Annotated in this window: 22 protein-coding genes; 14 read left to right on the top strand and 8 right to left on the bottom strand. The window is 65.2% G+C overall.

Going from position 1 to position 25,415, the window contains the following annotated elements:
- Positions 1-3: 3 nt before the first annotated feature.
- Both mutM and WMW70_RS16725 read right to left on the bottom strand, forming a co-directional pair.
- Complete coding sequence (gene mutM, locus WMW70_RS16730; RefSeq protein ID WP_341438596.1) at positions 4-816, bottom strand: bifunctional DNA-formamidopyrimidine glycosylase/DNA-(apurinic or apyrimidinic site) lyase; 813 nt, start codon at positions 814-816, stop codon at positions 4-6.
- A gap of 87 nt (positions 817-903) precedes the next feature.
- Positions 904-1,716, bottom strand: a complete 813-nt coding sequence (locus tag WMW70_RS16725) for an HDOD domain-containing protein (RefSeq protein WP_341438799.1) — start codon at positions 1,714-1,716, stop codon at positions 904-906.
- A gap of 244 nt (positions 1,717-1,960) precedes the next feature.
- Here WMW70_RS16725 and WMW70_RS16720 point away from each other — a divergent pair, with 244 nt between their 5' ends.
- From WMW70_RS16720 to ilvD, 6 genes are all read left to right on the top strand, one after another.
- On the top strand, positions 1,961-3,157 hold the full coding sequence (locus tag WMW70_RS16720) for a class I SAM-dependent rRNA methyltransferase (protein WP_341438595.1): 1,197 nt from the start codon (positions 1,961-1,963) through the stop codon (positions 3,155-3,157).
- 311 nt (positions 3,158-3,468) lie between these two features.
- Positions 3,469-4,581: an ABC transporter ATP-binding protein gene (locus WMW70_RS16715; RefSeq protein WP_341438594.1), complete on the top strand. Its 1,113-nt coding sequence runs from the start codon at positions 3,469-3,471 to the stop codon at positions 4,579-4,581.
- A 26-nt stretch (positions 4,582-4,607) separates the two neighbouring features.
- The gene (locus tag WMW70_RS16710) at positions 4,608-5,681 is read left to right on the top strand and encodes an ABC transporter substrate-binding protein (RefSeq protein ID WP_341438593.1); all 1,074 of its coding nucleotides are present in this window, start codon (positions 4,608-4,610) and stop codon (positions 5,679-5,681) included.
- A 78-nt stretch (positions 5,682-5,759) separates the two neighbouring features.
- Positions 5,760-6,992 carry an ABC transporter permease gene (locus tag WMW70_RS16705; protein WP_341438592.1) on the top strand — a complete coding sequence of 411 codons (1,233 nt, stop codon included), beginning with the start codon at positions 5,760-5,762 and terminating at the stop codon, positions 6,990-6,992.
- Between the two features lie 15 nt (positions 6,993-7,007).
- Positions 7,008-7,862 carry an ABC transporter permease gene (locus WMW70_RS16700; protein WP_341438591.1) on the top strand — a complete coding sequence of 285 codons (855 nt, stop codon included), beginning with the start codon at positions 7,008-7,010 and terminating at the stop codon, positions 7,860-7,862.
- Between the two features lie 319 nt (positions 7,863-8,181).
- Positions 8,182-10,029, top strand: a complete 1,848-nt coding sequence (gene ilvD / locus WMW70_RS16695) for a dihydroxy-acid dehydratase (protein WP_341438590.1) — start codon at positions 8,182-8,184, stop codon at positions 10,027-10,029.
- 95 nt (positions 10,030-10,124) lie between these two features.
- Here ilvD and WMW70_RS16690 read toward each other — a convergent pair whose 3' ends face one another.
- Positions 10,125-10,772, bottom strand: coding sequence for a YitT family protein (locus tag WMW70_RS16690; RefSeq protein ID WP_341438589.1), 648 nt, complete (start codon positions 10,770-10,772; stop codon positions 10,125-10,127).
- 182 nt (positions 10,773-10,954) lie between these two features.
- A complete protein-coding gene (locus tag WMW70_RS16685) occupies positions 10,955-11,479 on the bottom strand; it encodes a dihydrofolate reductase (protein WP_341438588.1) in 525 nt (174 codons plus the stop codon).
- 153 nt (positions 11,480-11,632) lie between these two features.
- Between WMW70_RS16685 and WMW70_RS16680 the strand changes: the two genes are divergently transcribed.
- The 3 genes from WMW70_RS16680 (at position 11,633) to WMW70_RS16670 (ending at position 15,709) form a co-directional block, all read left to right on the top strand.
- The gene (locus WMW70_RS16680; RefSeq protein WP_341438587.1) at positions 11,633-12,778 is read left to right on the top strand and encodes a glycerophosphodiester phosphodiesterase; all 1,146 of its coding nucleotides are present in this window, start codon (positions 11,633-11,635) and stop codon (positions 12,776-12,778) included.
- A 60-nt stretch (positions 12,779-12,838) separates the two neighbouring features.
- A complete protein-coding gene (locus WMW70_RS16675; RefSeq protein ID WP_341438586.1) occupies positions 12,839-14,245 on the top strand; it encodes a DUF2868 domain-containing protein in 1,407 nt (468 codons plus the stop codon).
- An 87-nt stretch (positions 14,246-14,332) separates the two neighbouring features.
- A complete protein-coding gene (locus tag WMW70_RS16670) occupies positions 14,333-15,709 on the top strand; it encodes a GTPase/DUF3482 domain-containing protein (protein WP_341438585.1) in 1,377 nt (458 codons plus the stop codon).
- 76 nt (positions 15,710-15,785) lie between these two features.
- Here the strand turns inward: WMW70_RS16670 and WMW70_RS16665 are convergent, their stop codons facing one another.
- Positions 15,786-16,853 (bottom strand): transporter substrate-binding domain-containing protein, encoded by a 1,068-nt coding sequence (locus WMW70_RS16665; RefSeq protein WP_341438584.1) that lies wholly within the window; start codon positions 16,851-16,853, stop codon positions 15,786-15,788.
- Between the two features lie 172 nt (positions 16,854-17,025).
- On the opposite strand from WMW70_RS16665, the gene WMW70_RS16660 reads away from it, so the two are divergent.
- Genes WMW70_RS16660 through WMW70_RS16650 form a run of 3 tightly spaced genes read left to right on the top strand, consistent with a single transcriptional unit; the run spans position 17,026 to position 21,816 of the window.
- Positions 17,026-17,991, top strand: coding sequence for an HlyD family secretion protein (locus tag WMW70_RS16660; protein WP_341438583.1), 966 nt, complete (start codon positions 17,026-17,028; stop codon positions 17,989-17,991).
- Positions 17,988-20,699 (top strand): ribosome-associated ATPase/putative transporter RbbA, encoded by a 2,712-nt coding sequence (gene rbbA, locus WMW70_RS16655; protein WP_341438582.1) that lies wholly within the window; start codon positions 17,988-17,990, stop codon positions 20,697-20,699. The genes WMW70_RS16660 and rbbA overlap by 4 nt, the downstream gene beginning before the upstream one ends.
- A gap of 1 nt (position 20,700) precedes the next feature.
- Positions 20,701-21,816, top strand: a complete 1,116-nt coding sequence (locus WMW70_RS16650; RefSeq protein WP_341438581.1) for an ABC transporter permease — start codon at positions 20,701-20,703, stop codon at positions 21,814-21,816.
- 4 nt (positions 21,817-21,820) lie between these two features.
- Here the strand turns inward: WMW70_RS16650 and WMW70_RS16645 are convergent, their stop codons facing one another.
- The 3 genes from WMW70_RS16645 to WMW70_RS16635 are packed head-to-tail and all read right to left on the bottom strand — an operon-like array spanning position 21,821 to position 24,208.
- Positions 21,821-22,615, bottom strand: coding sequence for a thymidylate synthase (locus tag WMW70_RS16645; protein WP_341438580.1), 795 nt, complete (start codon positions 22,613-22,615; stop codon positions 21,821-21,823).
- A complete protein-coding gene (lgt, locus tag WMW70_RS16640) occupies positions 22,612-23,415 on the bottom strand; it encodes a prolipoprotein diacylglyceryl transferase (RefSeq protein WP_341438579.1) in 804 nt (267 codons plus the stop codon). Before lgt ends, WMW70_RS16645 begins: the two co-directional genes overlap by 4 nt.
- Positions 23,416-23,425: 10 nt before the next feature.
- The gene (locus WMW70_RS16635) at positions 23,426-24,208 is read right to left on the bottom strand and encodes a sulfite exporter TauE/SafE family protein (RefSeq protein ID WP_341438578.1); all 783 of its coding nucleotides are present in this window, start codon (positions 24,206-24,208) and stop codon (positions 23,426-23,428) included.
- A 121-nt stretch (positions 24,209-24,329) separates the two neighbouring features.
- Between WMW70_RS16635 and WMW70_RS16630 the strand changes: the two genes are divergently transcribed.
- Positions 24,330-24,665: a hypothetical protein gene (locus WMW70_RS16630; protein ID WP_341438577.1), complete on the top strand. Its 336-nt coding sequence runs from the start codon at positions 24,330-24,332 to the stop codon at positions 24,663-24,665.
- Between the two features lie 3 nt (positions 24,666-24,668).
- Positions 24,669-25,415, top strand: a complete 747-nt coding sequence (locus WMW70_RS16625; RefSeq protein ID WP_341438576.1) for an NRDE family protein — start codon at positions 24,669-24,671, stop codon at positions 25,413-25,415.

Raw genomic sequence — 25,415 nt, 5'->3', positions numbered from 1 at the left:
CTCTCAGCGCTGACAGCGCGGGCAATAGACACTGGCCCGCTGACCCAGCTTGATCTCGCGCAGGGTGCTGCCGCAGAGCTTGCAGAACTCGCCGCCACGACCGTAGACGAACAGCTCCTGCTGAAAGTAGCCGGGCTGGCCGTCGCCACCGACGAAATCGCGCAGGGTGGTACCGCCGCGCTCGATGGCGTGGGCGAGGATGCGCTTGATCTCATCCGCCAGCCTCACATAGCGCGCCCGCGAGATCGAACCCGCCTCGCGCCGCGGATCGATGCCAGCGGCGAACAGGGCCTCGGTCGCATAGATATTGCCGACCCCGACCACCACCGCGTTGTCCATGATAAAGGGCTTGACCGCCATGCTGCGGCCGCGCGACTGCTGGAACAGACGCTCGCCATCGAACAGCTCGGTCAGGGGTTCCGGGCCAAGCTTGCTGAGCAGCACGTGCCCCAGGGGATCGGCGCTCCAGAGCAGGGCCCCAAAGCGCCGCGGATCGGTGTAGCGCAGCGCCAGCCCGGATTCCAGCTCGATATCCACGTGTTCGTGCTTGGCCGCCGGCAACCCGCACTCGACCAGACGCAGGCTTCCGGACATGCCCAGGTGACTGATCAGGCTGCCGGTCTCGGCCTTGATCAGCAGGTACTTGGCGCGCCGCTCGACGCACTCGATACGCTGCCCGGACAACTGGATATCGAGGTCTTCCGGGATCGGCCAGCGCAAGCGCCGTTCACGCACAATCACCCGGCTGACGCGCTGGCCCTCGAGGTAGGGGGCGATACCGCGGCGGGTGGTTTCGACTTCGGGGAGTTCGGGCATAGGGGTTCAATCGAGACGAACGGGAGGCGGACCTACCTTAGCAGGAATGCCCTGGAGCGACGAGCCGAGCAGGACCTAAGCCAACCCTCAGGCCGCCCCCAGCTCGCGAATACTTTCACGCAGGTTCTCGAAGTCGTACCCGGACAGGCCGACATACTCCAGCACCAGCTGCTCGATGCTGTCCCATTCATGGTCTTCGACCTGATTGCCCAGCACCCGATGGCTTTCGCAGATGTGCTCGGCCATCTTCAGGATCGCCAGCAGGGTCTTCAACGGGGCATCGCGGGCGGCGTCCTCCGTGAAGATCGCCAGGGCGTTGTGATGACTGGCAATCGCCTCGCACAGGTGCAGCGGCAGGTTCCACGACTTGGCGGTGAAGTAACCGACCACCGCATGGTTGGTGTTGAGCAGGCGGTTCTCGGTGTCCACCACCCGGCGCTCGCTCGTGGCGCTGGCATAGGCCTCCTCCAGCACCGTCATATAACTGGGAAAGCGCTTGATCATCAGCGGGATACCGCAGTTATGGAACAGCCCCAGGGTGTAGGCCTCATCCGGCGAGTGGTAGCCGATGCGCTTGGCCAGGGTCAGGCAGGTCATGGCCACATCCTGGGCGGTGTCCCAGAAGCGGTTGAGGGTGACGATGGCTTCGTCGGTCAGCTCCCCCTTGATCGACTGGGCATTGATCAGATTGATCACCGTGTCGCAGCCGAGCAGGTTGACTGCCTGCTGGATCGAGGCAATGCGATTGGCCAGACCGAAGTGCGGCGAATTGACGATTTTCAGCAGGGCCCCGGACAGCCCTGGGTCCTGGCTGATCAGCCGGGCGATGCTGCGCAGGTCCGGCGACGGCATAAACTGCTCCATCTGCAGGTCGACCATGATCTGCGGCTGCGGCGGCACGCTGATGCCCTGGAGAAATTTTTTAAGCTGTTCGGGGGAGAACTCGTGAGCCATGCGGGCGACAACCGGAATGAGAGGTGCGTCGCAGTCTAGCCAAAGACAGCGAAGTTCCGCAGCCAACTTTTGCCTGCTGGTGGAAAAAGCTGCGAAGGCGAGGGTCTGCTGCCGCTTCATTCGCGCGATGAAACGGCAACAGCCCCTGCGAACCCGCTATAATTTCGCTCTTTTTTCGGAGCCCTCCCCCATGTCCCTGCCCAGCCTGCGCCTGAAAGCCAACGCCGACCGACGCCTGCGCGCCGGCCATCTGTGGGTCTACAGCAATGAGATCGACGTTGCCGCCACCCCCCTCAGCGGCTTTGCTGCGGGCGACCAGGCCATTCTCGAGGCCGCCGGTGGCAAACCCCTGGGGGTTGTCGCACTGAGCCCGAACAACCTGATCTGCGCCCGCCTGCTGTCGCGGGACGTCAAGCATGTGCTGGACAAGTCCCTGCTGGTGCACCGCATCAACGTCGCCCTGAGCCTGCGCGAGCGCCTGTTTGACAAGCCCTGCTACCGCCTGGTGTACGGCGACTCCGACCTGCTGCCGGGCCTGGTGGTCGACCGTTTCTTCGACATCTTGGTGGTGCAGCTGGCATCCGCGGCCATGGAGCGCCACAAGGACGAGGTGCTTGCCGCCCTGATCCAGGTGTGCAAACCCAGCGGCATCCTGCTCAAGAACGACTCTGCGGCCCGCGATGCCGAAGGCCTGGAGCGCTATGTCGAAACCCCGTTTGGCGTGGTGCCGGAGTGGGTCGCCCTGGAAGAGAACGGCGTGAAGTTCGAAGCGCCGGTGATCGAAGGGCAGAAGACCGGCTGGTTCTACGACCACCGCATGAACCGCGCGCGTCTGGCCCCCTATGTCAAAGGCAAGCGCGTGCTCGACCTGTTCAGCTATATCGGCGGCTGGGGCGTACAGGCGGCGGCCTTTGGGGCCAGCGATGTGATGTGCGTCGACGCTTCCGGTTTCGCCCTCGACGGCGTCGAGCGCAACGCCGCGCTGAACGGCCTGACCGACCAGGTCGCCTGCGTCGAGGGTGATGTGTTCGAGGCGCTCAAGCAGCTCAAGGCCTCGGAAGAGCGCTTCGACGTGATCGTTGCCGACCCACCGGCCTTTATCAAACGCAAGAAAGACCTGAAGAACGGCGAAGGTGCCTACCGCCGCCTCAACGAGCAAGCCATGCGCCTGCTCAACAAGGACGGCATTCTGATCAGCGCCAGCTGCTCCATGCACCTGCCGGAAGACGACCTGCAGAACATCCTGCTGACCAGCGCGCGTCATCTGGACCGCAATATCCAGCTGCTCGAGCGTGGAGCCCAGGGCCCGGATCACCCGGTGCACCCGGCCATCAATGAGACCCGCTATATCAAGAGCCTGACCGTTCGCCTGCTGCCCAACAGCTAAGGTCGCGCTGCCGCACAGAAACGCCCGCGGCGGTGCAGCGCTGCACCCGCCGAGTGCGTTTCGGCGGGTATCCCCTTCCCCCTGCTCTGTTACCACTTCTCCCACCCTGCTAGCGCAAAACCCAAGCTGGACTAGGCTTAGAAACACGCGCTGCGCAGCAGTGCACGGTTATGGCTGACTGGCGTGGTTATTGCTTTTGGTTATTTCCATAACAGCTGCTCGTCACCACAAGTGAGCGAGACGGTTGACTGAAGCAGTCAGGTGAACGCCACGCGCGCAAGACCTGTTTTGATGGAATGCTGGGGAGGAATATGGCTGAGCAAGCTGGGGACAAACCGTTCCTGCAATTCACCAATGTAAAAAAGACCTACGACCACAAGAACCTGGTGGTCAAGGACTTCAACCTGGATGTGGCCAAGGGCGAATTTATCACCCTGCTCGGCCCCTCTGGCTCGGGCAAGACCACCTGCCTGATGATGCTCGCCGGCTTCGAGGACGTGACCAGCGGCGAAATCCTGATCAACGGCCGCTCGGTCACCAGCATCGCCCCCTACGCCCGCAACATCGGCATGGTGTTCCAGCAGTACGCCCTGTTCCCCCATATGACCCTGCGCGAAAACCTCGCCTACCCGCTGAAGATCCGCAAAAGACCCAAAGACGAGATCAAGGCCAAGGTCGACGAGTACCTGTCCCTGGTCGAGTTGCTCGAGTTCGGCAACCGCTTTCCCGGGCAATTGTCCGGCGGCCAGCGCCAGCGTGTGGCCCTGGCCCGCGCCCTGATCTTCGCCCCGGACATCATCCTGATGGACGAGCCCCTGGGGGCCCTGGACAAGAAGCTGCGCGAGCAGATGCAGTTCGAGATCAAGCGCCTGCATGAGCAGCTCGGCTTCACCGTGATCTACGTCACCCACGACCAGACTGAAGCCCTGACCATGAGCGACCGCATCGCCGTGTTCAACAACGGCATCGTCCAGCAGTGCGCCGCACCCCACGTGCTCTACGAGCGCCCGGCCAATCTGTTCGTCGCCGACTTTATCGGTGAGAGCAACAAGCTCAAGGGCGTGATCGAGAGCGTCGGCGAGGACAACGTGCAGGTGCGCCTGGAGGATGGCGGCCTGGTCAGCTCGCTGAAAGCCAACTGCACCGAAATCGGCCAACCCACCACCGTGTCCATTCGCCCGGAAAAGCTCAGCTTTACCGAGCGACTCGGCAGCACCGGCAATCAGGTGATGGCGCGCTTCGTCACCCGGCATTACGTCGGCGAATACATCCGCTACCACTTCGAAACCCGCGACGGCACCGAGCTGGTGGTGAAAAACATGAATGACAGCAGCGCCCCGCAACTCAGTGCCAAGGAAGAAGTCGCCCTGGCCTGGCTGCCACAAGACAGCCAGGCCCTGGATCGCCCCGCCACAACCCCCTGACCTATAAGAAGCAATGGAGCACAGCAATGGCTAGAACACTGACCACCCGCTTTTCCACCTTCGCCCTCGCAGCAGCCCTGGGCACGGCGAGTTTCGCCGCCAGCGCCGAGGACAGCCTGACCGTAGTGTCCTGGGGCGGTGCCTATGGCGCGGCGCAACAGAAACATGTGATCGACCCCTATATGAAAGAGAGCGGCGTGAAAGTGCTGTTCGAGGATTACACAGGTGGCGTGGCCGAGATCAAGGCACAGGTCGAGTCCGGCAATATCCAGTGGGACGTGGTCGACTTCGAGGTAATCGACCTTGAGCGCGCCTGCTCCGAAGGCCTGCTCGAACCGCTCGACCACAGCGTCCTGCCAGCGGGCATCGACGGCACCCCAGCCGCCCAGGACTTCATCCCCGAAGCCCTGGCCAGCGAATGCGCGGTCGGCAATATCGTCTGGTCCGTGGTGTTTGCCTATAACGAGCAGACCATCGGCGGCACCAAGGCGGCGAGCATCGAGGACTTCTTCGACACCGCGAAAATCCCCGGCAAGCGCGCCCTGCGCAAACGCCCGCAGGTGAACATGGAATGGGCCCTGCTGGCCGACGGTGTAGAGCCCAAGGACGTCTATGAAGTGCTGGCCACGCCGGAAGGCCAGGCCCGTGCCTTCGCCAAACTGGACAGCCTGAAGAAGGACATCGTCTGGTTCGACTCCTGGTCCCAGGCCCCGCAACTGCTCAACGACGGCGGCGCGGTGCTGGTGCAATCGGCCAACGGGCGCTTCTATGACGCCATCCGCCAGGAAAATAAACCCTTCGTCATCGTCTGGGACGGCCACGTCTACGACCTCGACGCCTGGGCCATCGTCAAGGGCTCACCGAAGAAAGACCTGGCCATGAAGTTCATCAACTACGCCACCGGCTCCAAGCCGCTGGCCGGTATGCCGGATGTGGCCTACGGCCCGACCCGCAAGTCGTCCATGCCGCTGGCTGACCAGAGCGCTGCGCCGCACCTGCCGACTGCCCATCTGGACAAGGGCATCCAGGCAGGCTCTGAGTTCTGGGCCGACTATGGCGAGTCCCTCGGCGAGAAATTCAACGAGTGGCTGTTGAAGTAACACCCGCAAAAGCCCCTCTCCCTCCGGGAGAGGGGTTGGGGTGAGGGTATCGGCCTCACCTGGATTTGGAGTAACGCCTTGTCTTCACTCACAACCCTAGAAGCCGGCCAAGCCGCCAGCGCCCGCAGCAAGAAACGCCTGACCGCGTTTCTGTTTGTCGTGCCGCTGCTGGTGTTTATCCTGCTGACCTTCGTCGCGCCCATCGCCAGCATGCTCTGGCGCAGCGTGCATCACCCCGCAGTAGCTGAACTGATTCCGCTGACCCTGACCGAGCTGCAACGTTGGGACGGCAAGACCATCCCGGATGCCCCCACACTCGACGCCTTCGCCCAGGAATTGCACGGGCTGAATAAAGTCCGCCTGTCGGGCAAGCTGGCCGAAGAGTTCAACCGCGCCCTTGCCGGCATGTCCAGCGTGGTCAAATCCACCGCGCGCAAAGTGGGCCGACTGAAACCCGAAGAACTGCAAGCGCAAGGCGCGCAGACCCTGCTCAAAGCCCATGGCAACTGGAGCAAGCCCGAGGTCTGGAACGCCATCCGACGCGCGGGCCAGGTCTACACCTATGACTATTACCTGACCGCCCTGGACCTGGAGCTGGATCCCGAGAACGGCATCCAGGTGCGCGAAGACACGCAGATCTACCTGCAGCTCTATAGCAAGACCCTGAATATGGCGCTGGTGATCACCATTTTCTGCGCCCTACTCGGCTACCCGCTGGCCTACTACCTGGCCGGCCTGCCGGAAAACCGCGCCAACCTGCTGCTGGTGCTGGTGCTGCTGCCGTTCTGGACCTCGCTGCTGGTGCGCACCACCGCCTGGATCGCCCTGCTGCAGACCAACGGCGTGATCAACTCCTTCCTGCTCGGCATTGGCGTCATCGGTCAGCCCATCGAGATGCTCTACACCTCGTTCGCCACCGTGGTGGCCATGACCCATATCCTGCTGCCCTTTATGATCCTGCCGCTGTATAGCGTGATGCGCGGCATCGACCCCAGTTACTTGCGCGCGGCGCTATCACTGGGCGCTCGGCCGATTCCGGCATTTGCCCGGATCTACTTCCCCATGACCCTGCCGGGCCTGAGTGCCGGTGCGCTCTTGGTGTTTATCATCTCGGTCGGCTACTACATCACCCCGGCGCTGGTGGGCGGCACCGATGGGCAGATGATCAGCAATATCATCGCCTTCCATATGCAGCGCTCGAACAACTGGGAACTGGCCGCCGCCCTGGGCTCCCTGCTGCTGGGCCTGATCCTCGTGCTGTACTGGGTCTATGACCGCTTTGTCGGTGCCAGCAATATCAAACTGGGCTAAGGAACAGATCCGACCATGAAGATTCCCGCCTACTACGGCTTCTGGCACCACCTGGGGGCCTGGCTACTGAAGACCAGCTCCTGGCTGGTGCTGCTGTTCCTGATCCTGCCGATTCTGGTGATCATCCCGCTGTCGTTCAACGTCGAGCCGTTCTTCAGCTTTACCGAAGGCATGCTCACCTTCCAGCCCGAGGCCTACTCGCTGCGCTGGTACAGCGCCATCTTCAGTGACGACAAATGGCTGCTGGCAATCAAGAACAGCTTTCTGATCGGCATCTTCGCCACCCTGATCGCCACCGTGCTAGGCACCTGCGCCGCGGTCGGCCTGGCTCGCGACGACATGCCCTACCGCCGGCTGATCACCGCCCTGCTGCTGTCGCCGATGATCGTGCCGCTGATCATCACCGCTGCCGGCATGTTCTTCTTCTATTCGGACCTGGGCCTGGCCGGCAACTACCTCGGTGTGATCATCGCCCACGCCGCCCTCGGCACGCCGTTCGTGATCATTACCGTGACCGCGACCCTGACCGGTTTCGACTACAGCCTGGCCCGCGCCGCGCTGAACCTCGGTGCCACGCCGCTGCGGGTGTTCTTCGACATCATCATGCCGCTGATCCGTCCCGGGGTGATTTCCGGCGCGCTGTTCGCCTTTATCACCTCGTTCGACGAGGTGGTGGTGATCCTGTTTATGGCCGGCCCCCAGCAACGCACCATCCCCCGGCAGATGTTCTCGGGCCTGCGTGAGCAGATCAACCCGAGCATCCTGGCCATCGCCACCCTGCTGATCCTGGTGTCCATCGCCCTGCTGGTGACCCTCGAACTGCTGCGCCGCCGCTCCGAACGCCTGCGCGGGGCCGAGCGGATCGAATAAGCGCAGCGCTTTGCCTAAGCGCGGAACGCTCTGCCTGAGCCTGAAACGCTTTGACTAAGCGCTTCGCGCTTTCACCGCCCTACCGCCTGGGATTAGAATCCCGGGTCTCCTGCCACACTCCAGGCGGATTTCGAGCCCGGACGGGCCAGCGCCCACCCCGCGCCAGGCACCGCCCCCGCCCTGCAAATGGTCACTTCCGTTTGCCTTGGGCCTGAACCCGGCTCAACATACGCTTCACATCGCCGTATACAGCCCGTTGCCGGTACAGCAACTCTCCTGTGCCCGTGTGACCTGAATAGCCTTTGCAGGATTAATCGCCATGCCTGATTACCGCTCGAAGACCTCCACCCACGGCCGCAATATGGCCGGCGCTCGCGCCCTGTGGCGCGCCACAGGGATGAAGGATGAAGACTTCAAGAAGCCGATCATCGCCATCGCCAACTCCTTCACCCAGTTCGTGCCCGGCCACGTGCACCTGAAGGACATGGGCCAGCTGGTCGCCCGCGAAATCGAGAAGGCCGGCGGCGTGGCCAAGGAATTCAACACCATCGCGGTCGACGACGGCATCGCCATGGGCCACGACGGCATGCTCTATTCGCTGCCGAGCCGCGAGATCATCGCCGACTCCGTCGAATACATGGTCAACGCCCACTGCGCCGACGCCATCGTCTGCATCAGCAACTGCGACAAGATCACCCCCGGCATGCTGATGGCCGCATTGCGCCTGAACATCCCGGTGATCTTCGTTTCCGGCGGACCGATGGAAGCCGGCAAAACCAAGCTGGCCAGCCACGGCCTGGACCTGGTCGACGCCATGGTGATCGCCGCCGACGACTCGGCATCCGACGAGAAGGTCGCCGAATACGAGCGCAGCGCCTGCCCGACCTGCGGCAGCTGCTCCGGCATGTTCACCGCCAACTCGATGAACTGCCTGATGGAAGCCTTAGGCCTGGCCCTGCCGGGCAACGGTTCGACCCTGGCCACCCACAGCGACCGCGAGCAATTGTTCCTGCAGGCCGGGCGCACCGTCGTCGAGCTGTGCAAACGCTACTACGGCGAGAACGACGACTCGGTACTGCCGCGCAATATCGCCAACTTCAAGGCGTTCGAAAACGCCATGAGCCTGGACATCGCCATGGGCGGCTCGACCAACACCATCCTGCACCTGCTGGCCGCAGCGCAAGAAGCCGAGATCAACTTCGACCTGCGCGATATCGACCGTCTTTCGCGCAAGGTACCGCAGCTGTGCAAGGTCGCGCCGAACATCCAGAAGTACCACATGGAAGACGTCCACCGCGCCGGCGGCATCTTCTCCATCCTCGGCTCTCTGGCTAGAGGCGGCCTGCTGCACACCGACCTGCCGACCGTGCACAGCAAGTCCATGGCTGAGGCCATCGCCAAGTGGGATATCACCCAGACCGCCGATGAGGCTGTGCACACCTTCTTCCGCGCAGGCCCGGCCGGCATCCCGACCCAGACCGCGTTCAGCCAGAGCACCCGCTGGGACACAGTGGATGACGACCGCGAAAACGGCTGTATCCGCAGCGTCGAGCATGCGTATTCGCAAGAAGGCGGCCTGGCCGTGCTGTACGGCAATATCGCCCTCGACGGCTGCGTGGTGAAGACCGCCGGCGTGGATGAGTCGATCCACGTCTTCGAAGGCAACGCAAAGATCTTCGAAAGCCAGGACAGCGCCGTGCGCGGCATCCTCGCCGACGAAGTGAAGGAAGGCGATATCGTCATCATTCGCTACGAAGGCCCGAAGGGCGGCCCGGGCATGCAGGAAATGCTCTATCCGACCTCGTACCTGAAGTCCAAGGGTCTGGGCAAAGCCTGCGCCTTGCTCACCGACGGCCGCTTCTCCGGCGGCACCTCGGGCCTGTCCATTGGCCACGCGTCGCCAGAAGCTGCGGCAGGCGGTGCCATCGGCCTGGTGCGCGAAGGCGACAAGATCCTGATCAATATCCACGAGCGCACCATCAACCTGCTGGTCAGCGATGAGGAAATCTCCCATCGCCGCCACGAGCAGGACAAGAAGGGCTGGAAGCCGGTGGAAAACCGTCCACGCAAGGTCACAACTGCGCTCAAGGCCTACGCCCTGCTCGCCACCAGCGCCGACAAGGGCGCTGTGCGTGACAAGGCACTGCTGGAAAAACTGGTGCCGTAAGGCATTGCATGTAAACAAAAGCCCGGCCTAGTGCCGGGCTTTTGCGTTTTCGTAGGGTGCGCCGCGCGCACCGGGCACGATGTAACGCGACACCTTCAACTGACACCCATATAACGCCCGGCGCGGTGATTGATCGCCAGCACCATATTCAGCGCCAGCGCGCCGAGGATCGACAGCGCCACCTTGTCCGGCGGAACCACCATCACCGCGCCCAGCACGATCAGCACATCGATGCCCATCTGCACCTTGCCGGCGCGCAGGCCGAAGCGCTCCTGCAGGTACAGCGCGAGAATATTCACCCCACCGAGGCTGGCGCGGTGACGGAACAGCATCAGCAACCCCAGGCCCATGGCGAAACCACCGAACAGCACGGCATAGACCACGTTCAGGTGGGTAAAGCCAATCCAGTGCGGGGTCAACTCGGCCAGCAGAGAGACCATCCCCACCGCGCAAAAGGTGCGCAGGGTAAAAGGCCAGCCCATGCGCCAGATGGCCAGGGCATAGAACGGCAGGTTAATCAGAAAGAACACCAAGCCGAACGGCCAGCCGAGCAGGTATTTCAGCAGAAAGGCCAAACCAACGGTACCGCCAGTGAGCAACCCAGCCTGGCTGTAGAGGCTAATGCCCAGGGCCACCATGGCGGTACCCAGCAACAGCGCCAGGCCGTCTTCCCAGAGTGGATGGCGGATAAAGATCGCGGCAATACGATCCGGCTCGGAGTGATCGGCATCAGCGTCATGCATGGGGGACAACCTGTAGGCGAGGAACGGCAGTAAACAGCGTAGCGGCCAACAACAAATCACCTGGAGTGATTTGTAACGTCGTGCAGCGACGGCCCGCTGGGTGGCCGCCAGGATGGCAGGCCATACACACGACCGCCTTGGCGTACGTCAATACCGCGCTGAAAAAGATCAGTCCGAACGGACTATTTGCGATTCCACACCTCAAACACATAACCCGGGGTTTCCAGCCCTGGCGCATGTTCGATGGCGGAAGACGGATGCCACTCGGCCTCGTTCACCTCGGGAAACCAGGCATCGCCCTGGGGGCTGATACTGACGCGGGTCAGGTACAACCGCTCGGCCCGGGCCAGGCCCAGTTCGTAGAGCTGAGCACCGCCGATCAGCATCAGCTCTTCGGCGTCTTCCTCGCGAGCCCAGGCCTCGGCACGTTCAAGGGCGGCCTCCAGGCTGGTAAACACCTCCGCCCCCTCAAGCTGCAGACCCGGCTGACGGCTGACCACCAGGTTGAGCCGGCCCGGCAAGGGGCGGCCGAGGGAATCCCAGGTCTTGCGACCCATGATGATCGGCTTGCCCAGGGTTAGCGCCTTGAAGTGCTTGAGATCCGCCGGCAGGTGCCAGGGCAGTTGATTATCGCGGCCGATCACGCGGTTTTCCGCAAGGGCAGCGATCAGGCAGAGAGGCAGAGTATTTTTCATGACGGCGAGCATAGCAGAGGGGCGAGGCCAGTCGCAGCCCTCCTTTGGCACTGCCAACCCATGCACAAATTGCAGCGCGTTTATCCGACTCTTGCCAGGCTGTCGTCGAACCGTCACCGTTGCCCAGGCAGGCTTGCACTTCCCCCCGAGCAAGGAAACGCCGCCATGTTCCTCACCCTCCGCACCCTGTTCTGCGCCAGCTTGCTGGCCCCACTGCTGGCCATTGCTGCCCCGGCCCAAGCCGACGGCGTACAGGCCGCCATCGACTGGGCCAGGCAGCAGCCGCAAACCCATAATGGCAAGCCCAGAGGCGACGCCAAACCCTTGATCATCGCTCACCGTGGTGCCAGCGGTTATGTCCCCGAACACACCCTGGCTGCCTATGCCCTGGCGATCCTGCAAGGTGCCGATTACATCGAGCCGGACCTGGTGATCAGCAAGGACGGCCAACTGGTCGCCCGCCACGACAACGAACTGGGCCTGACCACCGACGTCGCCCAGCGCCCCGAATTCGCCGACCGTCAGCGCACCCAGAGCGTCGACGGGGTCAGCCTCAACGGCTGGTTCAGCGAGGACTTCACCCTCGCCGAACTGAAAACCCTGCGCGCCATCGAGCGCATCCCGCAGATCCGTCCGGGCAACGCCCGCCTGGACGGCAGCTTCACCATCCCGACCCTGCAGGAAATCATCGACCTGGTGAAAACCCTGCAACTGAGCCAGCAACGCGTAGTTGGCCTGTACCCGGAAACCAAGCACCCGACCCACTTCCAGCAGCTCGGTCTGGGCCTGGAACAACCGCTGGTCCGGCTGCTGAAGAAAAACGGCTACAACAGCGCCAAGGCACCGGTGTATATCCAGTCATTCGAGGTCGAGAACCTCAAGACTCTGAGCCGCATGACGCCGCTGCGCCTGGTGCAGCTGCTGTGGATCGACGGCCAGCCCTACGACCAGCAAGTGCTGGGCAGTAACCTGAGTTACGCGCAGATGGCCACGCCCGCCGGCCTGACCGCCATTGCCCGCTATGCCGCCGGCATCGGCCCGGAAAAAGGCCAGGTCATCCCCCGCGACGCCAACGGCAATCTGACCAGCGCCACGAATCTGGTGCGCGACGCCCACGCCGCCGGCCTCAAGGTGCACCCTTATACCTTCCGCGCGGAAAACAACTTTCTGCCAACCGAACTGCGCAACGGCGACGACCCGCAGGCCCGCGGCAACCTCGAAGCGGAACTGCAGCGCTTTCTCGACGCGGGCATCGACGGCCTGTTTATCGACCAGCCGGACATCGCCGTGCGTCTACGCGCAAAGCCCTGAAGCAGAGCGGACTTAGCCCTACACGGCGGCAGCGGTTATGCTCAGGCCCTGCCCTGATCAATGAGTCGCCGTGTGAGTCCACTCGATAAATCCCCACCCAGCCGTCTGCACCGCCTCTGGCTAAGCGAGACCATTCGCCTGCGCGAGGAGCATGCCGGCCCCCTGGAAGACAGCGAGGCCAACCGCCGCGCCCAGGCCCAGGGCGGCACGCTTGGGGAGCGCATTCAGACCCGTGCCTGGCTGCTCGCCGAACGCGACGGCCAGGTAAAGGCGCTGCAGCACTGGCTGCAGGGCGCACGCCTGGCCAGGCTGCTGCTAGTGCTGCTGGCCATTATCGGCGGTAGCGCCCTGGCCGTGGCCGCACTGGGCGATGGCCAGCGGCCGGTCAACGTGTTCTGGGCCCTGGGCAGCCTGCTCGGCCTGCACCTGCTGTTGCTGCTCGGTTGGGGCCTGAGCCTGCTGCTGAGCCGCGACGGCGCAGGTGCCCTCGGACATCTGTGGTTGTGGCTGAGCGAGAAGCTCGCCCGCGACGCCCAGGCCGCGCAGCTGGCCCCCGCCCTGCTGCTGGTGCTGCAACGCCAACGTCTCGGCCGCTGGGGCCTGGGTGTGCTGGTGCATGGTTTCTGGCTGCTGACCCTGCTCACCGCCCTGCTGACCCTGCTCGGCCTGCTGACGACCCGCCGCTATGGCTTTGTCTGGGAAAGCACCCTGCTCGGTGCCGATACCTTTGTCGCCATCACCAATGCCCTCAGCGTGCTGCCCAGGGCCCTGGGCTTCAGCGCACCAACGGTAGAGATGATCCACGCCAGCACCAGCGACCTGTACAACAGCGAACTGGTGCGCCAGCGCTGGGCCGTGTGGCTGGTCGGCGCAGTGCTGATCTACGGCGTACTGCCGCGTCTGCTGCTGTTACTGCTCTGCCTGTGGCGCTGGCGACGGGGCTGCGCCGCCCTCACGCTGGATATCCACCTGCCCGGCTACAGCCTGCTGCGCGAGCGCCTGCAACCGAGCAGCGAACGCCTGGGAGTGTGCGATGCTGCGCCCGCGCAACTGCATCAGCCCCAGGCCGGCAGCAACACCCACGGCAGCCAGGGCGCGCTGCTGGTGGCCATCGAACTGGACCCACAGCGCAGCTGGCCGCCCGCCCTGCCCAAGGGCATAGGCGATGCCGGGGTGATCGACAGCCGTGAGCAGCGCAAGCAGCTGCTCGATCAGCTCAGTCGCTTTCCCCCGGCACGCCTGCTGATCGCCTGCGACCCACGCCGCTCGCCGGACCGCGGCAGCCTGGGGCTGCTCGGCGAACTGGCACGCACGGCCAGCGCCACCCGAATCTGGCTGCTGCCACCGCCGCCGGGCGAAGCACTGGACAGCGCCCGCCTGGGCGACTGGCACCGGGCACTGGCGCAATTGCAGCTGAGCTACAGCGACAGCGCGCCACTTGGCTGGCTGGAGACCGGGCATGACTGACCTCTATCACCTGGTGGCGCGGATGCAACCCAAGACAAATCGCTGTTGGTGGATGGGTAAAGCATCATCCACCCTACGGAGCCTAGGATGAGCCAGGCGCTGAAACTCGCCATGGTCGGCCATACCAATGCCGGCAAGACCTCGCTGCTGCGCACCCTGACCCGCGACGTCGGCTTCGGCGAGGTGTCCCATCGCCCCAGCACCACCCGCCATGTCGAGGGCGCGCGGCTGTCGGTGGACGGCACCGCACTGCTGGAGCTGTACGACACCCCCGGCCTGGAAGACGCCATCGCCCTGCTCGACTACCTGGAGCGCCTCGACCGCCCCGGCGAACGCCTGGACGGCCCACAGCGGCTGGCGCGCTTTCTCGACGGCAGCGAGGCGCGCCAGCGCTTCGAACAGGAAGCCAAGGTGCTGCGCCAACTGCTGGTCTCGGACGCCGGCCTCTACGTGATCGACGCCCGCGAGCCGGTGCTGGCCAAGTACCGCGACGAACTGGCCGTGCTGGCCATGTGCGGCAAACCGCTGCTGCCGGTGCTCAACTTCGTCGCCGGCAACAACCACCGCGAGCACGACTGGCGCGAAGCCCTGGCCCGCCAGGGCCTGCATGCCCTGGTGTGTTTCGACAGCGTCGCGCCGCCGCTCGATGGCGAGCGCCGCCTGTACGAGAGTCTGGCCCTGCTGCAGGAAAAAGCCCGCCCGCAACTGCAACGGCTGATCGACGACCACCAGGCCCAGCGCCTGCTGCGCAAGAGCAGCGGCGCGCGACTGATCGCCGAACTGCTGCTGGACTGCGCCGCCTGCCGCCGCAGCGTGGCGGCGCAAGCCACCCTGGAACAGGGCGCGATCCGCGACCTGCACCAGGCCATTCGTCAGCGCGAACAACGCTGCGTGGAAGCCCTGCTGCGCCTGTATGCCTTCCGCCCGGAGGATGCCCAGACCAGCGACCTGCCCTTGCTCGACGGCCGCTGGGGCGACGACCTGTTCAACCCGGAAACCCTCAAGCAGCTCGGGGTCAAGGTCGGCGGCGGCATGGCGGCAGGCGCAGCTACCGGCGTGGGGGTCGACCTGCTGGTCGGCGGCATCACCCTCGGCGCGGCGGCGCTTATCGGTGCCGTGCTCGGCGGCAGCGCACAGACCCTGCGCGGCTACGGCTCGCGCCTGAAAGGCAAACTCAAGGGTCAGCGCGAGCTGAGCGTGGACGACGCCGTGCTGCGCCTGCTCGCCCTGCGCCAGCAGCAGCTGCTGTTGGCGCTGGAAACCCGCGGCCATGCCGCGGTCGAGGCCATCAAGCTGACAGTCCCGCAGGACGCCAATTGGCGCGAGGGCAAGCTGCCGGACGCCCTGCACAAGGCTCGCGCCCATCCCGAATGGTCATCGCTCAACCCCGGCGCGCGGCTGGAGGATGGCGAGCGCCAGGAGCAGATCGACGCATTGAGCGTCAGGCTGGCAGCACCGTCATAGGGCGCAATAGCGGTCCGCACCTGAGCACCTGAGCACCTGAGCACGATCATCGCCCTGACAGCGGAGCCTTGGAGGCTCAGGGCACCCCGAGGTAGAGCTCCAGCACCTCGTCCCAGTCGTCGCCACCGGTGACTCGCAGCACCTCCTGGCTGATCCGTTCGCGGTAGGGGCTGCCGTCGGCCAGGGCGAAGGCGTAGGACTGCTCCTCGAAGGTGCCGGGCAGCAGGCGCAGGCCGCCGCCGCCCAGCTCGCCGTTGCGGTACTGCATGATCGGCAGGTCGTAGACCACCGCGTCGGCCTCGCCCTGCTGTACCGCACGCATGGCCGCGAGCAGGCTGGGGTAGTCGCTGCGACGAATCCGCTGGCTGTCCAGGTAGCGGGCGCTGACGGTCTTGTCGATGCTCGCCACATGGGCGCGGCGCAGGTCGTCGACGTCCTCGATGCCGCCCTTCAGGTTGCCCACCGTGAGCGCGCTGGTGACTGCCGCGGTGAAGGTCGAGACCATGATCAATCCGGCGAACATCCACACCAGGGCGATCAGGCGCCCGCCCAGGGTCACCGGTGCCTTGTCACCATAACCGACGGTGGTCATGGTCACCGCCGCCCACCAGAAGCTGGAGCCCAGGCCCTGCGCCGGGGAGCCGCCGAAATGCTGCTGGTTGCGCCGCCGCTCGAACAGCCAGAGCAGCCCGCCGACCAGTAGCATCAGCACCGCAAGGCCGAGGATCAGGCTGAGGAATTGCCAGGACAGCAGGCCCTTGACCGCGACCCAGCCGCTAGCCTCGCCGCCGTACGGCACGCCGATGGCCAGGCCGGTGCGGTAGAACGGATGACTGAAATCGAAACGCGCCTCGCGCTCGGCGGTCATGGTCAGCGCGCCGACCACCGCATCCAGCTGGCCGTCCTCCAGGCTCGGCAGCAGGCGTTCGAACGGCATCGGCAGTAGCTCGTAGCGATAACCCGCCTGCTCGGCGACGGCCTGCCACAGATCGATGCTGATGCCGCGCCAGCTGCCATCCGGCTCATGGATGACGAAGGGCGGCACTTCGTTGATGCCCACCCGCAAGACCGGCGCATTTGACTCCTGCGCCGCGGCAGACACCCCCAGCAGACCCAACAGCAGGCTGATCAGAATCCTCGACACAAGCACGCTCTCCCCTATCGGCAAAGCGTCAGGGTAGCAAAAATGACCGCCCGCGCCCCGCCACGGCCTGGTTCGCAAACTATCCTGGGCTGCAGGCGTCCCGTTTGATGCGGGTCAAGACCTGCGCCGGCAGTGCAGGCACACTGTCACGTCACTTTGCAGGATGCACTTCATGTCTAGCGAGTTCCGCCCTTCCCGCCTGTTCGTCGTACCCCTACTGCTGAGCCTGCTCGCCGCCGGGGTGTTCGGCTATTGGCTGTCGCTCAAAGAACGCCTGCCCGAAGGCCTGGCCACGGGTAACGGCCGCCTGGAGGCCACCGAGGTGCAGGTCGCCAGCAAGTACCCCGGGCGTCTGGCCGAGGTGCGGGTCCAGGAAGGCGACCGGGTGACCCAGGGCCAGCTGCTCGCCCGCCTGGACACCCGCACCCTGGAGGCCCAGCGCGCCCAGGCCGAGGCCGAGGTGCGCCGCGCCGAGCAGAACCTCGCAGCCAGCCAGGCCACCGTGCGCCTGCGCGCGAGCGAGCGGCTGCTGGCCGAGCAGGACCTCAGGCGCTTTCGCGAGCTGTTCCAACGCGGTCACACCAGCCGCCAGCAGCTCGACCAGCAGCAGGCGCGCTTCGACACCGCCGGTGCCGCCCTGGAGGCCGCCCACGCCCAGGTCTCGGCGGCCCGCGCGGCGATCGGCGCGGCCCAGGCGCTGGTCGCCCAGCTGAGCAGCGAAATCGACGACAGCAACCTGCGCGCACCACTCGACGGCCTGGTCCAGCTGCGCCTGGCCGAACCCGGCGAAGTGCTCGGTGCCGGCGGGCGGGTGCTGCTACTGATCAATCCTGACGAGCAGTACATGAACCTCTATCTCTCCGCCGCCGTCGCCGGCCGCCTGACCCAGGGCGACGAAGCGCGGGTGCTGCTCGATGCCCTGCCTGAACGGCCGCTGCCGGCCAGGATCGCCTATGTCGCGGCCAAGGCGCAGTTCACCCCCAAGGAGGTGGAGACCCGCGACGAGCGGCAGAAGCTGGTGTTCCGGGTCAAGCTGCGCCTGAGCGAACCGGCCGCCGTGCCCCAGGCCAAGCCGGGCATGCCCGGCGTCGGTTATGTGCGCAGCGCCGAGGTCGCCTGGCCGGCCGAGCTGCAATGAGCGACTGGGCAATCCGCGCCGAAGGCCTGCAGCATGGCTACGGCAAACAGCTGGCGCTGGACGGCATCGACTTCGAACTGGCGGTCGGTGCGCGCTGCGCCCTGATAGGCCCGGACGGTGCCGGCAAGTCCAGCCTGCTCGGCCTGATCGCCGGAGTGAAGAAGCTGCAGCGTGGCCGCCTGGAGGTGCTCGGCGGGCCGATCGAGCAGCGCCGCCACCGCGCCAGCTTGTACCCGCGCATCGCCTTCATGCCCCAGGGATTGGGGCACAACCTCTACCCCGACTTGTCGATCGCCGAGAACATCCACTTCTTCGCCACCCTGTTCGGCCTGAGCCGCACCGAGCGCGAGCAACGCATGGCCAGCCTGCTGGCGGCCACCGACCTGACGGCCTTCGCCAAACGCCCGGCCGGCAAGCTGTCCGGCGGCATGAAACAGAAGCTCGGGCTGTGCTGCGCGCTGATCCACGAGCCGGACCTGCTGATCCTGGACGAGCCGACCACCGGGGTCGACCCCTTGTCGCGTCGGCGCTTCTGGGAACTGGTCGAGCAGGTGCGTGCCGGGCGGCCGCAGCTGACCCTGATGGTGGCCACCGCCTATATGGAGGAGGCCGAGCAGTTCGACAGCTGCCTGATGCTCGACCGCGGCCGGCTGATCGCCGCGGGGCGCACCGCCGAGTTGGCGGCGGCCGGGGCCGGCGGCCACCTGGAGGCCGCCTTCACCCACTTCCAGGGCGGCGCGGCGGCGCACCAGACGCTGCTGATCCCGCCGCTGCCCGCGCAGTCCACCGAGATCGCCATCGAGGCCCGCGACCTCAGCCTGCGCTTCGGCGATTTCACCGCGGTGGACAAGGTCAGCTTCGCCATCCGCCGCGGCGAGATCTTCGGCTTCCTCGGCTCCAACGGCTGCGGCAAGACCACCACCATGAAGGTGCTCACCGGCCTGCTACCGGCCAGCGCCGGCAGCGCCCTGTTGCTCGGCCAGGCGGTGGACGCCGGCGACCTGGCCACGCGCAAGCGGGTCGGCTTCATGTCGCAGAGCTTCTCGCTGTATGGCGAGCTGTCGGTGCGGCAGAACCTGGAGCTGCACGCGCGCCTGTTCGACCTGCCGGCGAGCGAGGGCCGCACGCGCAGCCAGGCGCTGATCGAGCGTTTCGGCCTGGCCGAATACGCCGGCGACGCGGCCGGCGAGTTGCCGCTGGGCCTGCGCCAACGCCTGTCGCTGGCGGTGGCGGTGATCCATGGCCCGGAAGTGCTGATCCTCGACGAACCCACCTCCGGCGTCGACCCGGCGGCTCGCGACGACTTCTGGAGACTGCTGCTGGAACTGTCGCGCGAGCAGGGAGTGACCATCTTCCTCTCCACCCACTTCATGAACGAGGCCGAGCGCTGCGACCGCATCTCGCTGATGCATGCCGGCCGAGTGCTGGCCTGCGACACCCCGGCCGCGCTGCAGCTGCAGTTCGCCGCGCAGGACCTGGAACAGGCCTTCGTCCGCTGCCTGGAGCAGGCCCAGGGCGATAGCCGCACACCGCCAGCGGTTGTTGCCGCGGCGACCGCCGGCCCGCCAGCGCTAAAGCCCGGCTTCAGCCTGCGCCGCCTGCGCGCCCTGGCCGTGCGCGAGAGCATGGAGCTGCTGCGCGACCGGGTGCGCCTGGCCTTCGCCCTGCTCGGCGCGCTGTTCATGATGGTGATCTTTGGCTACGGCATCTCCCTGGACGTGGAGCACATTGCCTTCGCCACCCTCGACCAGGACCAGTCGCCGCAAAGCCGCGCCTACCTGGAGGCGTTCCGCAGCTCGCGCTATTTCGACGAGCGTGCCCCTATCGCCGACGCCGGCGAACTGCACCGACGCCTGCAACGCTCGGAACTGAAGCTGGCGCTGCAGATCCCGCCGGGCTTCGGCCACGACCTGCTGGCCGGGCACCAGCCGCAGGTGGCCGCCTGGCTCGACGGCGGCATGCCGTTTCGCGCAGAGACCAGCCGCAACTACGTCGAGGCCGTGCACCAGGCCAATCTCCAGCGCCTGGCCACGGAAAGCAGCCAGGCCCTCGCCGCACCGGCCGCAGCGCGCCTGGAGACGCGTTTCCGCTACAACCAGGACGTGGTCAGCGTGAATGCCATCGGTCCCGGAGTGATGGCGCTGATCCTGGCCTTCATTCCGGCCATGCTCACCGCCCTGGGCGTGGTGCGGGAGAAGGAACTGGGCTCGATCAGCAACTTCTACGCCACCCCGCTGACCCGTCTGGAGTTCCTGCTCGGCAAGCAGCTGCCCTACCTCGCGGTTAGCCTGCTCAACCTGGCCATGCTGGTGGCAGTCAACCGCCTGCTGTTCGGCGTGCCGTTCAAGGGCAGCGGCCTGACCCTGGCCTTCGGTGGCCTGCTCTATGTGCTCGCCACCACCAGTCTGGGCCTGCTGATCTCGGCCTTCACCCGCACCCAGATCGCCGCGATCCTCGGCACGGTGATCATCACCACCCTGCCGACCATCCAGTATTCCGGGCTGATCGTGCCGCGCTCCTCGCTGGAAGGCGGCTCGGCGCTGATGGGCCACGTGTTCCCGGCCGGGCACTTCCTCGACATTGCCGTCGGCACCTTCACCAAGGCCCTTGACCTGCGTAGCCTGTGGCCGCAATGCCTGGCGCTATTTGCTTTCTTCCTGGTCGCCAGCGCGCTCAGCGTGTGGCTGCTGAAAAAGCAGGAGGCCTAGGGTGAACAAGCTGGCGCATATCTTCCGCCTCGGCCTCAAGGAACTCACCAGCCTGCGCCACGACAGCGTGCTGCTGCTGTTCCTGCTGTATGCCTTCAGCGTGGCCGTGTACATGCCGGCGACCGGCTCGGTGATCGGCGTACACCATGCCAGCGTGGCCATAGTCGACGAAGACCGCAGCCCGCTGTCGCGGCACCTAGCCGAGATACTGCAGCCGCCGGAATTCCAGATCCCCGAGCTGCTGCCCTACGACCAGCTGGATGCGGCGATGGACAGCGGCCGCTTCACCTTCGTAATCGACATCCCGGCGAACTTCCAGGCCGACCTGCTGGCCGGGCGTCAGCCGGCCCTGCAGCTCAACGTCGACGCCACCGCCATGAGCCAGGCGTTCATGGGCGCGCGCGATCTGGGGCGGATCCTGCAGCGCGAACTGCTCGACTACGCCCATCCGGACGCCAGCGCACAGGTGCCGGTCGGGCTGACCAGCCGCGCGTTGTTCAACGCCAACCTGCAGGGTGGCTGGTTCCTCGCGCTGCTGCAGATCGTCAACCACATCACCATCCTCGCCGTATTGCTGACCGGCACCGCGCTGCTGCGCGAACGCGAACACGGCACCCTCGACCACCTGCTGGTGCTGCCGTTGACCGCGCTGGAGATCATGCTGGCGAAGATCTGGAGCAACGCCGTGGTGGTGGTGATCTGCACCTGGCTGTCGCTGGAACTGGTGGTCAAGGGCGCGCTCGGCGTGCCGCTGGCCGGCTCGCAGGCGTTTTTCCTCGCGGTGACCGCGCTCTACCTGTTCGCCAGCACCGCCCTGGGCATATTCCTCGCCACCCTGGCGCGCTCGATCCCGCAATTCGGCCTGCTGGCGATCCCGGTGATCATCCCGATGCTGATGCTTTCCGGCGGCAGCACGCCGATGGAAAGCATGCCGGTGTGGCTGCAGCAGCTGATGCAGCTCTCGCCATCGACCCACTACCTGACCCTGAGCACCTCGATCCTGTTCCGCGACGCCGGCCCGGGCGTGCTCTGGCCCGAGCTGGCGGCGCTGACGGCGATCGGCCTGGTGTTCTTCGGCCTGGCGCTACGACGCTTTCGCAGCAGCCTGACGGCCTAGTCTCTCAGACGGCCACCGGCGCAGGGATATGCGGATGGGCCTGATAGCCGACCAGCTCGAAGTCCTCGAACTTGAAGGCGAAGATATCCTTCACCGCCGGGTTGAGCTTCATGGTCGGCAGCGGTAGCGGCTCGCGGCTCAGCTGCAGGTCGGTCTGCTCGATATGGTTGGCGTACAGATGGCAGTCGCCGCCGGTCCAGATAAAGTCGCCGGCCTCCAGGTCGCAGACCTGGGCGATCATCAGGGTCAGCAGCGCATAGCTGGCGATATTGAAGGGCACGCCCAAAAAGATGTCCGCCGAGCGCTGATACAACTGGCAGCTCAGCTTGCCGTCGGCCACATAGAACTGGAACAGCGCGTGGCACGGCGGCAGGGCCATCTCATCCACTAGGGCCGGGTTCCAGGCCGAGACGATCAGGCGGCGCGAGTCCGGGTTCTTTTTGATCATCTCGATCAGCTTGCTGATCTGATCGATCGACTCGCCATTGGGGGCCGGCCAGTTGCGCCATTGGTAGCCGTAGACCGGGCCGAGGTCGCCGTTCTCGTCGGCCCACTCGTCCCAGATGCGCACGCCATTGTCCTTCAGGTACTTGATATTGGTGTCGCCCTGGAGGAACCACAGCAGCTCGTGAATGATGGATTTCAGGTGGCACTTCTTGGTGGTCACCAGCGGGAAGCCGTCGGCCAGGTTGAAACGCATCTGGTGGGCGAACAGGCTGTAGGTGCCGGTGCCAGTGCGGTCGGCCTTGAAGGTGCCGGTGTCGCGCACCAGGCGCATCAGCTCGAGGTACTGTTTCATCGGGCGACCTCCTGGGCAGGCTGGCGCTTGTAGGCATAGGCGATCAGGCCCAGGCCGCCGAGCACCATCGGCACACAGAGCACCTGGCCCATGGTCAGCCAACCGCCGGCCAGGTAACCGAGCTGGGCGTCCGGCACCCGGACGAATTCGACGATAAAGCGGAACACCCCATAACAGGCGGCGAACATGCCGGACACCGCCATGGTCGGCCGCGGTTTGCGCGAGTAGAACCAGAGGATGGTGAACAGCGCCACGCCTTCCAGGGCGAACTGATACAGCTGCGAGGGATGGCGCGCCAGCTGCTCGGGGTCAGTGGGGAAGATCATGGCCCAGGGCAGATCGGTGGCCTTGCCCCACAACTCGGCATTGATAAAGTTGCCGATGCGCCCGGCTCCCAGGCCGATCGGCACCAGCGGGGCGATAAAGTCCATCAGCTGGAAGAAGCTCTTGTTGTTGCGTTTGCCGAACCACCAGGTCGCCAGCATTACGCCGATCAGCCCGCCGTGGAAGGACATGCCGCCCTCCCAGATACGCAGCATCTTCACCGGCTCGGCGATATAGGCGGCCAGGTCGTAGAACAGCACGTAGCCCAGGCGGCCGCCGAGGATCACACCCATGGCCACCCAGAACACCAGGTCGGAGAGTTTTTCCTTGTCCCAGCTCGGCTCGAAGGCGTTGACCCGGCGCGAGGCCAGCCACCAGGCACCGCCGATACCGACCAGGTACATCAGGCCATACCAATGGATTTTCAGCGGACCGAGGGCCAGCGCCACCGGGTCGATCTGCGGGTAAGGCAGCATCAATAACTCCTTAGATCAGGAAACTCACGCCCACTACCAAGAGCAGCAGGGCAAACAGACGCTTGAGCAGGCGCGGCGACAGCTTGTGTGCCAGGCGCGCGCCAAAGCGGGCAAAAAACATGCTGGTAATGGCAATCCCGACCATGGCCGGCAGGTAAACGAAACCCAGGCTCCAGTCCGGCAGCTCTGGTGCGTCCCAGCCCAACCAGATAAAGGCCAGGGCACCGGCCAGAGCAATCGGCAGACCACATGCCGAGGACGTCGCCACCGCCTGCTGCATTGGCACGCTGCGCCAGGTCAGGAAGGGTACGGTCAGCGAACCGCCACCGATACCGAAAATCGCCGAAGCCCAGCCGATCACCGCACCGGCCAGGGTCAGCCCCGGCTTGCCTGGGACCACGCGGCTGGCCTTGGGTTTCAGCTCCAGGGCCATTTGCAGGGCGATAACGACGGCGAATACGCCGATGATCTTCTGCAGCATCTCGCCCTGGATCGCCGAGGCCGTGGCCGCCCCGAGGGCCGCGCCGAGCAGTATACCCAGGGTCATCCAGACAAAGATCGGCCAACGCACCGCGCCCTTGCGCTGATGCTCCAGCACCGAATTGACCGAGGTAAAGATAATGGTCGCCAGAGATGTGCCCACGGCCAGATGGGTCAGCACCGCCGGCTCGAAGCCCTGAGCGGCAAAGCTGAACACCAGCACCGGCACGATAATGATACCGCCACCCACCCCGAACAGCCCGGCCAGCACCCCGGCGGCCGCTCCCAGCAGCAAATACAGCAGCAGTTCCATCGACACCCCCGCAAATGATGCGGCATGGTAACGGATGCACAGGTCCGGACTCTACTTTGGGCGATGGATGTATGCCCGACCTTTGCGTAAAGTGCCAGAATCAACCCCGGAACAGACCGCCGTGAGCCCGATCCTGTACCTGAAGCTGAGTTGTAACCAGATGCACCTGCAGGCCGATCCACCATTCAGCAACCAACGCTTGCTGGTGGCGGACTTTAGCGCGGCGCAACAGTTGCTCCGACGCGGGCTCGCGGAGCTGCTGCCCAAGCGCTTTCTGCGCCTGAGCCTGCCGCCACAGCTGCTGATCCAGCCACTGGAATACCTGGAAGGCGGCCTGGCGCAGATCGAGGAGCGCATTCTGCTGGAGCTCGGCATGGGCGGCGGCGCGAGCAAGGTGCGCCTGCACCTGGGTCCCGAACTGGACAGTGCTGGCGTCCTGGAAAAATTGAGAGGCTAGCGCATGTGCCTGATCGCTCTGGCCTGGCGACCCGGCCATGCCCATCCCCTACTGGTAGCCGCCAACCGCGACGAATTCTATGCCCGCCCGAGCCAGCCATTGGCCGAGTGGCCCGATGTACCTGGCGTCTTTGCCGGACGCGACCTGCAGGCCGGCGGGACCTGGCTGGGCATCGGCCCAGGCGGGCGTTTTGCCGCCCTGACCAATATCCGTGACCCTGACCAGGCCCAGGGCCTGCATTCGCGCGGAGAACTGCCGGTGGCCTTTCTCGGCAGCAACCTGAGCGCCGCAGACTTTATCCAGCAACTGAGCGAGCAACGCCGGCACTACAGCGGCTTCAATCTATTGCTGGGCGATCACCGGCAGCTCTGGCATTTCAATTCCCGAACGGGACGCGCCACAGCGCTGGCGGAAGGCCTGCACGGCCTGTCGAATGCCGACCTGGATACACCCTGGCCCAAGTTGCAACGGGCGAAAAACGCGCTGCGCCATTGCCTCGACGGTCCGCAGCCGCAAGCCTTGTTTACCCTGCTGGGGGACCCGACCCAGGCGGCCGACGAACACCTACCGCAAACCGGTATCGGTCTGACCGGCGAGCGCCTGTTGTCCAGCGTGTTTATCGCCAGCACGACTTACGGTACCCGTGCCAGCAGCGCCCTGATCGTTCATGCCGACGGCAGTCGTCAGTTGATCGAGCGCAGCTTCGGGCCGGGCGGCCGTTATCTGGGCGAGGTCGTCGTCGAGGCCTGA

Source organism: Pseudomonas sp. XK-1, assembly GCF_038069885.1.
Classification (GTDB): Bacteria; Pseudomonadota; Gammaproteobacteria; order Pseudomonadales; family Pseudomonadaceae; genus Aquipseudomonas.
Note: the sequence above shows the minus strand (reverse complement) of the source record. Positions and strands in the feature narration are given on the sequence as shown.